This window comes from Turicibacter sp. HGF1, assembly GCF_000191865.1.
Lineage (GTDB): Bacteria > Bacillota_I > Bacilli_A > MOL361 > Turicibacteraceae > Turicibacter > Turicibacter sanguinis.
In genome coordinates this window covers 40,619-53,122 of sequence record NZ_AEXQ01000059.1, presented here as the reverse complement: position 1 = coordinate 53,122, position 12,504 = coordinate 40,619, and the positions used below count along the sequence as shown (strand labels likewise).

Below are 12,504 nucleotides of genomic sequence, written 5' to 3'. Positions count from 1 at the left end.
TGAAAGAAAAGATATTTTTTTGAAGAAAACGCCTAAAAAAATAAACGAAGTATGACGAGCTGTCATAAGCTATAGTAAGAAAGTTTAGTAGGAGATGATGAGATTCATTAGAAGTAAAAATTTTGAGAAATAATAAAAATTATGGCTTAGAATGGATATTTTAGCAATATAATGACGATAATAAAAAGTAAGCGTTTAAATCTCGTAAAAAGGAGGTGAAAATGATGAAGTGGTTAGTGAACGAAAGTGATCATTATGTGTTTCATGTACATGCGGGCAGTTTGGCGCAGAAGGATATTGAAGAGATTATGGAGTATCAAGAGCATTGCCTGAAGTATGTGTTACAGGTTTTAAGACTTGAGTTGGAAGAGAAAATTCATTATTTTTTATGTGATAGTTTAGATGAGGTTGGAATGTATTATGGTGATTATGTTCCGTGTAGTAGTTTTTTTCGTGATCCATTTGAGATTTATGCAGTCTATAGTCGGAAACAAAAAGCGATTGGCTTTCATCAAGATGTGTTGTTGTTAGCTAATTTAATTAATCGACCAAATGTAGTGGCCATTCGAGAAGGGTTAGCGATGTTTTTAAATAAGAAATGGTTTGGTGTTCATAATTTTGAGTGGGTTCTTTATTGGTTAGAGAATGACCAGTATGTTTCATTACAACGTTTGATGAAAGACGAGTATTTTTATGATTATCCCCCTTATTTAACGTATCCTGTCGTCGGTGCTTTTACGCAATATCTCATTATGACATACGGAATGGATAAATATTTATCATTTTATCGATTAAATGAATCAACGGTTAATAAACGATTTAAGGAAATGTACGGGGAGGGAATTAAGACGATTGAAAAAGAGTTTTTAGATTATGTGAGATTATTTAAATTGGATTATGCGATGAAAGAGCGGATTATCGAATTAATCAGTGAAATGTAAGATGTCATCTCTTAAGAGGAAGAGATGACATCTTTTATGTTTTGATTGACAGTAGATAAAAAATGAATTACAATGACTATAATATTGATTTTATACAATTAAATTTCATAAAATCATATGAGGTGAAATGATGAACAAATATGAAGCATTAAAATTAGAGAATCAGTTGTGCTTTGCTTTATATGCGACATCTCGTGAAGTCATTAAGTTATATAAACCATTTTTAGATGCGTTTGGCTTAACGTATACGCAATATATTACATTGCTTGTTTTATGGGAAAAGGAAGCTATCTCATTTAAGGATTTAGGACAGGCTTTGCATTTAGATTCAGGTACGTTAACGCCGCTCATTAAAAAATTAGAAGCGATGAAATTAGTCATCAAATATCGTGATCCACAAGATGACCGTGTCGTGATTGTGGAATTAACCGAAGATGGGCGTGTGTTAAAAGATGAAATGGTAGATATTCCAAATCAATTATTCTGTCGTGTTGGTGGCGAGGTAGAAGAGTACGCTAGCTTGAAATCATCACTGGAATCTTTATTAAAGAAATTGAGTTAAATCACGGATTTAACTTTAATTTTTTCTAAATTAATTGTATAAAATTAAATTTGATAAAATTAGAAAGAAGGAATGAAAATGAATTTTTATCATTTAGAAGCGAAGAAAATGAATGGACAAATGGTTCGAATGGATGAATATCAAGGAAAAGTGGTATTGATTGTCAATACAGCGAGTAAGTGTGGATTAACACCTCAATTTAAAGAATTAGAAGCTCTTTATCAAGATTATAAACCTCAAGGGTTTGAAGTACTTGGCTTTCCATGTAATCAATTTGCAAAACAAGATTCAGGAAGTAATAAAGAGATTCATGAGTTTTGCCAACTGAATTATGGCGTGAGTTTTACAATGTTTGAAAAAATAGAAGTGAATGGGGAAGGAGCACATCCACTTTATCGATTTTTAAAAAAGGAAGCAAAAGGACTGTTTAGCTCAGAGATTAAGTGGAATTTTACGAAGTTTTTAATTGATCAAAATGGTCGTGTCATTAGACGATATGCCCCAACGGTAAAACCTTCAAAGATTGAAGCAGATATTCAAAAATTATTAAAGTAAGGAAAAATTAGATGAAGCGTCAAATGGTTTATAGGCTAAATTTTTTCAACAGGATTTGAAACGGTAACAGGGGATACTAAATGGTTACTAGTGGATCGTGTAGGAAATGTTGTGGTGCGTTTTACACCGATAATGAAACGAGAATAATTAGAAGATGCCATTAAAGAATTAATTTAATGAGTCGTAATAAGTAAGATTAAAAAAGATTGAGTTTTCTAAAGACTCAATCTTTTTTATGACGATTATTTAAAACAAAAGACTGGTTCTACAAATGGTGGCTTAGGTATAGCATTTAATAAAGAAGGAGTTGATTTAAATGTTACAAACAGAGCGATTAATCATTAGGAGATTTACGAAAGAAGATTGGCAGGATTTGTATGAATACTTGCGTGATGAGGAAGTTGTTCAATTTGAGCCTTATGAGGTTTATACTGAAGAGCAAGCCAAACAAGAGACGCTCAAACGAGTAAATGACGATTGTTTTTTTGCAGTTTGTTTGAAAGCAGATGGAACAGTCATTGGGAATTTAACGTTAATTGAAGGAGCATTTCAAACATGGGAAGTAGGGTTTGTTTTTAATCGTCAGTATCAACGTAAAGGTTACGCAACAGAAAGTGTCAAAGCGTTAATGAATTATGCTTTTACTCATTTAGGTGCTAGACGAATTGTTGCGATGTGTAGTCCATTAAATGAACCATCTTGGAAGTTGTTAGAACGAATTGGGATGCGTTATGAGGGGACATTGTTACAAAATGTGTACTTTAAGAAGGATGAAGAGGGAAAGCCGATTTGGTTAGATACCTACGAGTATGCCATCTTAAAATCTGAATGGATAAAACAGGGATAACCTGTTTTTTTTATGGGGTTGTTTCGTTTAAAATAGAAATAATAAAACATTGTTACGTTAAAGTATTCGCAACGAAACAATGTTATGCTATATTAATAGTATGATGAAACAAACCCTATTCAAAGGATGATTAAAATGGACCATAAAAAACAAAATTTAAATATAAGTTCAAAGCTTCATTTAGTAGGTGGAGATTATAAGAAAGTTCATATTTCTGGTAGTGGCACGTTTAGTGGGGATTTAAACTGCGATACTTTTCAAACGAGCGGCAAAGCAAACCTAGAAGGAAATTTGCTAACCAATCAGTTTTATAGTAGTGGGAAGGTATTATCAACTGGAGCTCTAAGTTGCCAAGAAGAAATTAAAGTGAGTGGAAAAGCTTGTTTTGAGAAATCTGTTACGGCAAAAGAAATCATTGTATCGGGAATATTGGAATCATTTGAACAGATAAGCGGTGAGAAAGTAAAAGTGTCGGGATGTGTGCGTGCTAAGTCGATGAAAGCTGATGAGGTTTTTATCTCAGGTTCAATGAATGTTCAAGAGTTACTTCAAGCACAAGAGTTAACAGTAAGTGGTTGGTTGAACGTATCAGGAGGGATCGAAGTGGAACAGATTAAAGTAGCCGGCCATGTCAGTTGTGAAGGATTACTAAGTGGTGAGAGCGTTAGGCTTGAGGCAATGAGTGGTTCAACATTTAAAGAAATTGGGGCAACAGAAGTTGAAATCATGCGTTCATCGATGGAGAGTGGCATGACCCAGATGGTTGGGTCACTTTTAAATACGCTGATGGGAGGATTATCGCCACTTAAAAAAGTAAGTGGAGAGTTAATTGAGGCGGATACAATCACCGTAGAATATGCAAAAATTTCAAAAATTAGTGGGCATGATATCATCATTGGACCTAATTGTGTGATTGATGAGATTGAGTATAGTGGCAGTTTGAGTATTGATGAATCGTCAGTTGTTCATCATCAAGTAATGGTATAGGAGGTAAAAAATGATGAGAAGTTTAAAAATGAATGGTGCAGGAAGTAGTGGCGGTGGTGTTTTTAAAGAGGTTATGTTAGAAGGTGCTCATAAAATTACAGGAGATATCGACTGTGAGAATTTTCATACGGCAGGAACGTGCAAGGCTTTAGGTCACATTTCTTGTTTAACGTTTAACGGAGCAGGAGCTATGACGCTTCAGGGCATTAAGACAAAAGAGATGTCGGTAGTGGGATCTTGTACCTGTCATGGAACAGTTGATGGTGAAGTGTTACAGGTGGAAGGGTATTTAAGTGCAGATGAAGAAATAAATGCTGAAGACATTCGAATCGAAGGAAAGTTTAAAGTATTAGGTGTGATGAATGCAGAAAAGGTAACCTTGTTATTGCATGAACCATCAAGTGTAATGGAAATTGGAGCCGGAAAGATTGAGGTTAGAAAATTAACGAAAAAATCTAAATCATGGAATATCTTTACGATGTTTAAAATAAAGAAAGTGGCGTTAGAGGCAAATCTGATGGAGGCTGATGAGATTTATTTAGAGTATGGTCATGTTAAAAAGGTATGTGGCGATCAGGTGGTGATTGGACCTCATTGTATGATTGAGGAAGTGGAGTACCGAGGAGAGATTGATATCCATCCGACTTCGAAAGTTAAGCGTCAAAAACAAATTTAAGGAGGTTTGAAAGATGGCGGAGCATTTAAAGATATATGGTGATGCAACCGTTGGTGGAGGAACCTTTGATAAGGTTCGTATTTATGGTGATGGATTGATTACAACAGATCTTATAGCTAACAGTATTAAAGTTTATGGTGATGCGACGTTTGAGGGACGTGTTGAGGCCAATTTGATTAAGGTCATGGGGGATTGTGAGTTTAAAGGGCATGTGACGTGTCAGACGGTTGCAATTTATGGTAATACGACGTTTGAAGGAAGTGTTGCAATTAAGTTGTTAAAGATTCGTGGGATGGCGACACTTAATGAATCAAGTGTGATTGAAAGTATTCAAAGTATGGGAGCTTGCGTGGTCAATGGGACATTAAAAGGTGAACGTTTGACGAGCTATGGATCACTTGATGGGGATGGAACGATAAAGGTTCATACCTTAATGTCACAAGGTGAGATTCGAACACGAGGTGAACTTGAGGGTGAGTATTTAAATATTTATGGTGCGATTCATAATGCGAAGTTAATTAATGGTGAAGAAATTCATATTGTGTTAAATGAACATTGTCGCTGTGAAAGTATTGAGGCAACGAAGTTAACGGTGAGTCCGTCTAAGAAAAAACGAGTTCGTAAGACGTTGACGGTGAATCAAATTGAAGGTGATGAGATAAATCTGACGTATACGAAAGCGAAAAAGGTTCACGGTGATAAGGTGATGATTGGAGCGGAGTGTACGGTTGATTATGTGGAGTATTCAACTGATTTAACAACACATCCTACAGCAAAGATTAAACAACAAGATAGAAATTAGGTGATGAGTATGGAAGAATCTTTAATCTCTAAAAAAGAATTATTGCAGTTAACGAATATTTCATATGGACAACTGTACAGATGGAAGCGTAAAAACTTAATTCCTGAAGAATGGTTTATTAAGAAGTCTGTTTCAACCGGACAAGAAACATTTTTCCCAAGAAAAGAAATTCTTGAGCGAATTGAACGGATTCTTGAACTTAAGGATACAGTGTCGTTAGATGAGTTGTCAGAAATTTTCTCACCCCATGTAGCGGAACCAACATTTGATAGTTCGGAGTTAATAAATAAGAAGATTGTGTCACAGCAGGCAATGCAGTTGTATCAAAGTATGACAGGGGCTTCAGCTAATTTATCAGATTTAAAAGAGGTGTTGATGTTAAAAATTTTACAAGATTATGTGGCATCAGGGGTTATTACATTTGATGAAGGAAAAATGATTCAAGCTTTTTTAAATCAGCATTTTATGAAGTTAACACAGGAAAAATCAAGTCTTTTTTTGATGCGGCATTTAGGCCTGCCGTTTGTTATTGGTGCGATTGATAAGGAGATGTTGCTGATTGATGAGCAGGATCGAATTGTGTTAGAAATTGCAGTGGCGAAGGAACTAAGTCAGATTAAGTTAGCGAGTTTGCAATAAATTTTAAAATATCGGAGGGGACTGTTTATGAGACAGTACATGTTTAAACACAAATTTTTACTGGTTACAACAGTTTTAGTTCGTTGTATTGGGGCAGCGATGCAAGTCTATATTGCGCTTTTAATTCAACAATTGATTGATTATGTAGTGGGCGGGGACATGAATGGTTTTGTGAAGGCTATTCTCTTCGCGGCGGTTTATTTTTCACTGATGGGACTGGTTGACTATTTAACAAGTGCGACTCAGGCGATTTATTTGAAAAAAACGTTGATTGCGCTAAAACGTGATGTGTTTAAAGGGATTTTAGCAAAAGACTATGAAGATTTTAATAAGAGTAATACGGCTGATTATTTATCAAATTTGACGAATGATATGAATTTGATTGAGGCCAATTACATTACACCGTTTTTAATGATGATTGGAGATGTGGTGATTTTTGTAGGGACCACGGCTGTTTTACTCTGGATTAATCCCTGGGTGACACTTGCGATGTTTTTGATGGCCGCTTTATTAATGATTGTGCCATCGCTTTTTGGGAAGGTGCTTGAGAAAAGACAAAATAAAGTATCGGATAAGCAAGGGATGTTTACCTCAAAGATTAAAGATATTTTTCAAGGCTATGAAGTCGTGAAGTCTTATCGAATGATTCCATCCGTCACCCATGAATTTAACGTTGTGAATGATGAGTTAGAGGATGCAAAATTTAAGAGTACACATCTAAAAGGGGTGGCTCAAGCTGTTTCGATGATTTTTGCCATTGGTACACAAATTGCTGGAATGGCGATTGCGGGATACTTTGTCCTTCTTGGGCAAATGACAGTCGGAAATTTATTTGCGGTCGTTCAACTGGGGAATGGAATTCAAGGTCCGATTATGTGGATTATGCAGAAAGTGACTCAAATTAAAGGAATGAGCGGTGTGAATGAAAAAATCATGGCGCTGATTGAGGTAGGAAAACGTGAATCTAACGAAGTAGCATTATCAGAATTTAAGGAATCAATTAGATTAGAGAATGTGCATTTTGCTTATGAAGAAACACCGGTTTTAAATGGTATTTCTTATACGTTTTCAAAAAATAAAAAGTATGCGATTGTCGGTGAAAGTGGTTGTGGGAAATCGACGCTGATTAAATTAATGATGGGATATTACCGTGATTATGAAGGTCAGATTTTGGTGGATGGTCAAGATGTTAAGAATCCAATCCCATTATCGATGACAGAACTCGCTTCTATGATTCATCAAAATATTTATTTATTTGATAAAACGATTGCAGATAATATTTTCTTAGATCAAACCTTTGCAGATATTCAAATAAAACGTGCTTTAACTCAAAGTGGTGTAACAAAATTTATCAAGCTGTTACCTGAGGCTTTAAAAACTGCTGTTGGTGAAAATGGGAAGAATTTATCAGGAGGGCAAAAGCAACGTGTGGCGATTGCGCGCGCCTTAATTCAGGAGATGCCTATTTTAATGTTGGATGAGGGCACCTCAGCACTTGATTTACAGACGGCGTATGATATTGAAAAGACGTTGCTTGCAATCGATGAGTTAACAGTCATTACCATTACTCATAAGTTAAGTGAGGAAATTTTATCAGATTATGATGAAATCATCGTGATGGATCAAGGTCAGATTGTTGAATCTGGAAGTTTTAATCATTTATTAACTCAAAAAGGTGCATTTTATCAGTTATATACACTTAAAAAAGACGACGATTTTTCTGTTGCTAGTTAAGATTAAAGTCGACCTTCTAGGTCGGCTTTAAAAATAATTTTTCTATATGGTAATAAATGGTTTTTGAGGGGCGGGGAGTTAAGGGAAAATAAAAAAAGCTATTGATTATATTCAATAGCTTCAGTTTAAAACAAATTTAGTAACGTCGACATCCTCGTTTAGTAATGAAATCACCTGTTTCTAATTGGTAGAAATCTTCTGACTCTCCAATGACACGACGTAAATCACCTGGACGGAGGACGGTTGTCGCATGAGCATCAGGAGATGCTTCGGTTAAAACTGGGATATTACTGATGACTTTAACAACAAATGGGTCTTCTAATGTGATGACTTCATTCGTTGCTGCAACTAACACCTCACAAAATTCTTTACTAATCCACCCCGGTTTAATTCGATACATGTCATTGACAACGGACGAAACAGAATAGACTTGCCCAACCTTTGCACAAACCATCATTTTTGAGGTGTTTGAAGGATCTTTGTGAATGGTGGCATGATCTAAAACAGCAATTAAAAACTTGTCATTTGGAACATAATACGTGTTTTCGTTATATTTCACATTAGCCATCTTTATCAATCTCCCTTTAGGTGAATATCATCTTTCTCTATCAGTATATGTTTGAATTTTTTATATTTTCCCATGATTCGTCTAATTTTCGAAAGAAATGAATAAGTTTGTTAAGGGATGATGCGTAATTAGGCTTTAGATCATAAGTGGTAGGGGGAGAGAATGGATTTTATGAAGTATCAGGTGATAGATGAGGCGTAAAAGACGTTTAATAGTCCTCGAACTTTAGAGAAATTTTTAAACAAGAAGGTTTGTTTATCGAAAGAATATGAAGTTTTAGGGGCTATTTTGTTAACGATGGATAGAAAAATGAGGATTTAACTAGGGGAGGCATTAATCATGAATGAGAAATCATCAAAGGATGTTAATCGAAGGGATTTAAATCATTTAAAGTATTTGATTTCACACGCTTGGAAATGGGATAAGTTATTATTTGTTTATTATGGTTTATTTACATTATTAACAGCCGTGCAACCCTTTATCAGTTTGTTTTCGATTAAGTGGCTGATTGATGAGTTGACGACAGAAATGAATGTGATAGTGTTAGCTTGTATTTTAGGATTCTTTTTGCTCGGTGGGGTAATGGTTAATGCCCTTGTTACATTCATTAAAAATTTATATATGCCCCGTCTCATTTTACTGCGTTTTAAGTTTATAAATCAGATGCAACGTAAAGCTATGAAGATGGATTTTAGATATACAGAAGATCCCAAAACATTGGATGATTTAGAAAATTCCGGGCAAGCTGTTTCTTCAAATCATGTGGGAATTGAAGGGGTTTTTCATAAGTTGTTTGAGGTATCGGGGAGTTTAGTGTCGTTACTGACATATATGAGTTTATTATTTATGCTCAGTCCATGGGTTCTTTTATACTTATTTTTGAATATGCTGTTTGTTTACTATTTAACATCTAGAGCGAAAAAATATGAATTCTCTAAAAAAGATGAAAATGCAGCGTTAAATCGCCGGTCGAGCTATTTGTATAATACGATGTCAGATTTTAAATTTGGAAAAGAGATTCGCATTTATCAATTAGGAAATTGGCTTTGTGAAAAATTTAGAGGGATAAAAGGAGAACACTTACAGTTAACGAAAAAAATTCAAAAGCGTTATTTGGGCGTGAGTTTAGTGGATGCAATCTTGATTTTAATTCGAGAAGGAATTGTGTACGCCTATTTAATTTATTGTGTCTTAGCAAAGGGATTAAGCCTTGGAAGTTTCTCCATGTATTTTACGAGTATTAGTCATTTCACGACGACCTTGCAAAGCGTAATGGAAGATTTAGCTCATCTTCGTTTGCAATTATTGTATGTCAATCATTTTAGAACTTTTTTAGAGATTCAAGATGAGCTACCATTAGAAGAACCAACCCCTATTCCGTTGCTTAAACCGTATACGATTGAGTTTAAAAAGGTGAGTTTTAAATATCCAAACAGTGAACGTTATATCTTTAAAGATTTATCGTTTAAAATTAAGGCAGGAGAACGCTTGGCCATTGTTGGCATAAACGGAGCAGGAAAAACAACGTTGGTTAAATTAATAACTCGTTTATATGAACCAACAGATGGTGAAATATTATTAGACGGGATTAATGTTAAAAATTTGGACCGCGCCAAGTATTTCGACTTATTCTCAGTCGTGTTTCAAGATATTAAAGTGTTGGCGTTTACGGTTGGTGAAAATGTAGCGATTCAAAATCGTGATGTCCTTGACCGTGCAAGAGTGATGGAATGTTTAGAGCAGGCAGGGATTAAAGATAAAATTGCATCCTTAAAGCATGGCATTGAGACGCCGATGTTAAAAGGTCTTGAAGAAGAGGGAATTGAGTTATCGGGAGGTCAAAATCAAAAATTAGCATTAGCGCGGGCACTCTATAAAAATGGAGACATTGTCATTTTAGATGAACCCACTTCAGCGCTTGATCCGTTAGCAGAGTATGAAATTTATCAAAACTTTGATACCTTGATTGGAGATAAGACTGCCATTTATATTTCTCACCGATTATCAAGTACACGTTTTTGTGATACGATTGCTTTTTTTGAAAATGGGGAGATTTTAGAGTATGGTACTCATGAGGAACTGTTAGCGAAAAAGGGGCGTTATGCGGAAATGTTTAATATTCAAGCACAGTATTATCAGTTAGAGTCAGTAGAGGAGATGGCAGCATGCGCAAATTAATAGAACCCTTGATGAAAGATTTGAACGTGATTTTCTTTTTATTTCGATTGGCCTATCAGATTTCAAAGACCTATCTTCCCATTGTCATCACCTCATCTATTGTGACGGCCTTGATGCCATTTTTGAATTTGGTGATGATGAAGCTAGTCATTGATGAGTTGACCGGTTCTAGAAGGATTGAGGTTTTTATGTGGTTGGTTGGAATCGTGGTGCTTGGAAATTTGGTGTTAAATGTGACATCGCGTTGTTTGAAAACGAAGGTGGAGATTAAAAATGAGGAGTTGTTAAATGGATTTGACGCGATGGTGGGTGAAAAAATCATGAGCCTTGATTTTCAAATGATTGAGGATCCAAAGATTCTAGATTTGAAAGAGCGTGCGTTATTTCCGATTCATAATCAGGGGGCAATGTATCGGGTCATGGAATATTCGATGACGTTATTTTCAACCATCTTAACGATGATTGGATTGATTGCCATGATTTCGATGTTAAATCCGTTGATTATTCTATTTTTGTTTTTAATGGCAATTTTATCAGCGTTCATTAATAAGAAGGCACAACAAGTGATGTTTAAATTTTATCAACTCTTGATTCCAGTTAATCGTAAGTTTAGTTATTTTGGAAACTTAACGAGCGATTTTAGTTATGGAAAAGAGATTCGTTTATATAAAATGGACGATTTAATCATGGATCGTATTGAGGATTATAATCACACGACGTTAACGGTCTTTACTGATTTATATGAAGTGCTTGGGAGATATGCAGCTTATAGTGAAGTGATGATGCAGATTCAGATAGTGTTCGTGTATCTTTATATGGTATATAAAGTCGTTGTTAAATCGATTGGACTGGGTGATTTTACGATGTATGCCTCAGCTGCAACACAGTTTGGTCAGTGTTTATCACAAATTTTAAATACCTACATGGAGCTATCTCAAATGTGTCGATACATGGAATCGTATATAGAATTTGATGCATTAAAACCAAGTGTTTTAAGTGGGAAAGAGACAGATGTACCGATGGATAATCTGACACTTGAGTTTAAAAATGTGTCATTTAAATATCCAAAAAGTGAAGTTAATGTGCTAAATAACGTTAATGTGACGATTCTGCCAGGTGAGAAATTATCCATTGTTGGACTCAATGGTGCGGGGAAAACAACCTTTATTAAATTATTAACGCGTTTGTATGAACCAACAGAAGGAGCCATTTATTTAAATGGGGTTAATATTTTAGAGTATGATTTAAAAGAGTATTTAGCTTTAATGTCTGTCGTTTTCCAAGATTTTAAATTGTTCGCTTTCTCGGTTAAAGATAACATTGTGTTTAATCAAGTGGAGAAAGATGAAACGATTATTGAAGTATTAAGAGAAGCGGGATTTGAAAAAGATTTGGCTAATCTTCCAAAAGGAATCGAAACGCCTATTTATAAAACATTTGAAGAAGATGGTGTCGAATTTTCAGGTGGACAAAGTCAAAAAATTGCGATTTCCCGGGCAATATACAAAAATTCCCCGATTGTCATTTTAGATGAACCGACATCTGCTCTTGATCCGATGACTGAGTATGATATTTATCACCGTTTTAATGAATTAGTGGGAGCTAAAACAACGATTTATATTTCTCATCGTTTATCGAGTTGTTTATTTTGCGATCGAATTGCAGTTTTTAAAGATGGACAGATTGTTGAACTTGGAACACATGATGATCTGATGAAAGAAGGAGGCTTATATCAAGAAATGTATCAAGCACAAGCACAATATTATATATAAGAGACGATGTGATGACGGTTTTTGAAAGTGCTGGATTTGAATAGGAGGGAATGACGTATAAAGCCATGAATCATGATCGCGATAGATTCGTGGATTTACTTTATGATTCACTTGAAAAGTTATTAAAGATAGCTATCTCGATTTGAGATAGCCTTTTTAGTTTACTCAGCCCTTTTGAGGGTTAAGTTTTTTTGACTTGATAAGCAAAATCGAAATGACATAAAACCGATAGATATGATTATT

General features: G+C 35.1%; 12 protein-coding genes. 11 read left to right on the top strand and 1 reads right to left on the bottom strand.

The genetic code is table 11. From position 1 onward, the window contains the following. Positions 1–224 precede the first annotated feature (224 nt). The 9 genes from HMPREF9402_RS05470 (at position 225) to HMPREF9402_RS05430 (ending at position 7,743) form a co-directional block, all read left to right on the top strand. Complete coding sequence (locus tag HMPREF9402_RS05470; RefSeq protein WP_238526648.1) at positions 225–941, top strand: hypothetical protein; 717 nt, start codon at positions 225–227, stop codon at positions 939–941. A gap of 130 nt (positions 942–1,071) precedes the next feature. Then, positions 1,072–1,503 (top strand): MarR family winged helix-turn-helix transcriptional regulator, encoded by a 432-nt coding sequence (locus tag HMPREF9402_RS05465; protein WP_006783573.1) that lies wholly within the window; start codon positions 1,072–1,074, stop codon positions 1,501–1,503. 78 nt (positions 1,504–1,581) lie between these two features. Continuing rightward, positions 1,582–2,058 (top strand): glutathione peroxidase, encoded by a 477-nt coding sequence (locus HMPREF9402_RS05460; protein ID WP_006783574.1) that lies wholly within the window; start codon positions 1,582–1,584, stop codon positions 2,056–2,058. Between the two features lie 316 nt (positions 2,059–2,374). After that, positions 2,375–2,905 carry a GNAT family N-acetyltransferase gene (locus tag HMPREF9402_RS05455; protein ID WP_006783575.1) on the top strand — a complete coding sequence of 177 codons (531 nt, stop codon included), beginning with the start codon at positions 2,375–2,377 and terminating at the stop codon, positions 2,903–2,905. 135 nt (positions 2,906–3,040) lie between these two features. Continuing rightward, positions 3,041–3,892, top strand: a complete 852-nt coding sequence (locus tag HMPREF9402_RS05450; protein WP_009606777.1) for a hypothetical protein — start codon at positions 3,041–3,043, stop codon at positions 3,890–3,892. 13 nt (positions 3,893–3,905) lie between these two features. After that, complete coding sequence (locus HMPREF9402_RS05445) at positions 3,906–4,568, top strand: hypothetical protein (protein ID WP_229040220.1); 663 nt, start codon at positions 3,906–3,908, stop codon at positions 4,566–4,568. 13 nt (positions 4,569–4,581) lie between these two features. After that, positions 4,582–5,370: a polymer-forming cytoskeletal protein gene (locus HMPREF9402_RS05440; RefSeq protein ID WP_009606753.1), complete on the top strand. Its 789-nt coding sequence runs from the start codon at positions 4,582–4,584 to the stop codon at positions 5,368–5,370. Between the two features lie 9 nt (positions 5,371–5,379). After that, positions 5,380–6,009 (top strand): DUF4004 family protein, encoded by a 630-nt coding sequence (locus tag HMPREF9402_RS05435; RefSeq protein ID WP_006783579.1) that lies wholly within the window; start codon positions 5,380–5,382, stop codon positions 6,007–6,009. Positions 6,010–6,036: 27 nt separating this feature from the next. Then, positions 6,037–7,743 carry an ABC transporter ATP-binding protein gene (locus HMPREF9402_RS05430; protein ID WP_006783580.1) on the top strand — a complete coding sequence of 569 codons (1,707 nt, stop codon included), beginning with the start codon at positions 6,037–6,039 and terminating at the stop codon, positions 7,741–7,743. A 136-nt stretch (positions 7,744–7,879) separates the two neighbouring features. On the opposite strand, the gene HMPREF9402_RS05425 is transcribed toward HMPREF9402_RS05430, so the two are convergent. Then, a complete protein-coding gene (locus tag HMPREF9402_RS05425) occupies positions 7,880–8,311 on the bottom strand; it encodes a hypothetical protein (protein WP_006783581.1) in 432 nt (143 codons plus the stop codon). Positions 8,312–8,650: 339 nt separating this feature from the next. Between HMPREF9402_RS05425 and HMPREF9402_RS05420 the strand changes: the two genes are divergently transcribed. Together HMPREF9402_RS05420 and HMPREF9402_RS05415 are read left to right on the top strand one after the other, a co-directional pair. Beyond that, positions 8,651–10,489 (top strand): ABC transporter ATP-binding protein, encoded by a 1,839-nt coding sequence (locus HMPREF9402_RS05420; protein ID WP_009606784.1) that lies wholly within the window; start codon positions 8,651–8,653, stop codon positions 10,487–10,489. Continuing rightward, positions 10,477–12,261 carry an ABC transporter ATP-binding protein gene (locus tag HMPREF9402_RS05415; protein WP_009606793.1) on the top strand — a complete coding sequence of 595 codons (1,785 nt, stop codon included), beginning with the start codon at positions 10,477–10,479 and terminating at the stop codon, positions 12,259–12,261. Before HMPREF9402_RS05420 ends, HMPREF9402_RS05415 begins: the two co-directional genes overlap by 13 nt. The last annotated feature ends 243 nt before the right edge of the window (positions 12,262–12,504 follow it).

Coding starts and splice junctions, on each gene's coding strand:
- HMPREF9402_RS05470 (WP_238526648.1), top strand. CDS start 225: ATGAAGTGGTTAGTGAACGAAAGTGATCATTATGTGTTTCATGTACAT.
- HMPREF9402_RS05465 (WP_006783573.1), top strand. CDS start 1,072: ATGAACAAATATGAAGCATTAAAATTAGAGAATCAGTTGTGCTTTGCT.
- HMPREF9402_RS05460 (WP_006783574.1), top strand. CDS start 1,582: ATGAATTTTTATCATTTAGAAGCGAAGAAAATGAATGGACAAATGGTT.
- HMPREF9402_RS05455 (WP_006783575.1), top strand. CDS start 2,375: ATGTTACAAACAGAGCGATTAATCATTAGGAGATTTACGAAAGAAGAT.
- HMPREF9402_RS05450 (WP_009606777.1), top strand. CDS start 3,041: ATGGACCATAAAAAACAAAATTTAAATATAAGTTCAAAGCTTCATTTA.
- HMPREF9402_RS05445 (WP_229040220.1), top strand. CDS start 3,906: ATGAGAAGTTTAAAAATGAATGGTGCAGGAAGTAGTGGCGGTGGTGTT.
- HMPREF9402_RS05440 (WP_009606753.1), top strand. CDS start 4,582: ATGGCGGAGCATTTAAAGATATATGGTGATGCAACCGTTGGTGGAGGA.
- HMPREF9402_RS05435 (WP_006783579.1), top strand. CDS start 5,380: ATGGAAGAATCTTTAATCTCTAAAAAAGAATTATTGCAGTTAACGAAT.
- HMPREF9402_RS05430 (WP_006783580.1), top strand. CDS start 6,037: ATGAGACAGTACATGTTTAAACACAAATTTTTACTGGTTACAACAGTT.
- HMPREF9402_RS05425 (WP_006783581.1), bottom strand. CDS start 8,311: ATGGCTAATGTGAAATATAACGAAAACACGTATTATGTTCCAAATGAC.
- HMPREF9402_RS05420 (WP_009606784.1), top strand. CDS start 8,651: ATGAATGAGAAATCATCAAAGGATGTTAATCGAAGGGATTTAAATCAT.
- HMPREF9402_RS05415 (WP_009606793.1), top strand. CDS start 10,477: ATGCGCAAATTAATAGAACCCTTGATGAAAGATTTGAACGTGATTTTC.